The sequence below is a fragment of the Aquibium carbonis genome (assembly GCF_003970795.1).
GTDB classification, from domain to species: Bacteria; Pseudomonadota; Alphaproteobacteria; order Rhizobiales; family Rhizobiaceae; genus Aquibium; species Aquibium carbonis.
Genome location: NZ_RWKW01000037.1, coordinates 1 through 1,176 on the forward strand (window position 1 = coordinate 1; position 1,176 = coordinate 1,176).

The window sequence follows — 1,176 nt, forward strand, 5'->3', positions numbered from 1 at the left end:
ACATGGCAAAAGGTAAATTCGAGCGCACCAAGCCTCATGTGAACATCGGCACGATCGGTCACGTCGACCACGGCAAGACGTCGCTGACGGCGGCGATCACGAAGTACTTCGGCGAGTTCAAGGCCTACGACCAGATCGACGCGGCGCCTGAAGAGAAGGCGCGCGGCATCACGATCTCGACGGCGCACGTGGAATACGAGACGGCGGCGCGCCACTATGCGCATGTCGACTGCCCGGGCCACGCCGACTACGTGAAGAACATGATCACGGGTGCAGCGCAGATGGACGGCGCGATCCTGGTGGTCTCGGCCGCCGACGGCCCGATGCCGCAGACGCGCGAGCACATCCTGCTCGCCCGCCAGGTGGGCGTTCCGTCGATCGTGGTGTTCCTGAACAAGGTCGACCTGGTCGACGACGCGGAACTGCTTGAGCTGGTCGAGCTCGAGGTTCGCGAGCTTCTGTCGATGTACGAGTTCCCGGGCGACGACATTCCGATCGTGGCCGGCTCGGCGGTGTGCGCGCTCGAGGATCGCAACAAGGAGATCGGCGAGGACGCGGTTCGCAAGCTGATGGAGGCTGTCGACGCCTACATCCCGACGCCGGAGCGTCCGATCGACCAGCCGTTCCTGATGCCGATCGAGGACGTGTTCTCGATCTCGGGCCGCGGCACGGTGGTGACGGGTCGCGTCGAGCGCGGCATCGTCAAGGTGGGCGAGACGGTCGAGATCGTGGGCATCCGCGCGACGTCGACGACGACGGTGACGGGCGTGGAGATGTTCCGCAAGCTGCTGGACCAGGGCCAGGCGGGCGACAACATCGGCGCGCTGCTGCGCGGCGTGGACCGCGAGGGCGTGGAGCGCGGCCAGGTTCTGTGCAAGCCGGGTTCGGTGAAGCCGCACACGAAGTTCAAGGCCGAGGTTTACATCCTGACGAAGGACGAGGGCGGCCGTCACACGCCGTTCTTCACCAACTACCGTCCGCAGTTCTACTTCCGCACGACCGACGTGACGGGCGTGGTGTCGCTGCCGGAAGGCACGGAAATGGTGATGCCGGGCGACAACCTGTCGGTCGACGTGACGCTGATCGTGCCGATCGCCATGGAGGAGAAGCTGCGCTTCGCCATCCGTGAAGGCGGCCGTACCGTCGGGTCCGGCATCGTCGCATCCATCGTCGAGT

At 65.6% G+C, this 1,176-nt stretch carries 1 protein-coding gene; it reads left to right on the forward strand.

Features of this window, described 5'->3' with window-relative positions:
- Positions 1 to 2: 2 nt before the first annotated feature.
- A partial coding sequence (tuf, locus tag EJC49_RS11250) for an elongation factor Tu (protein WP_126700028.1) occupies positions 3 to 1,176 on the forward strand: 1,174 nt, incomplete at its 3' end.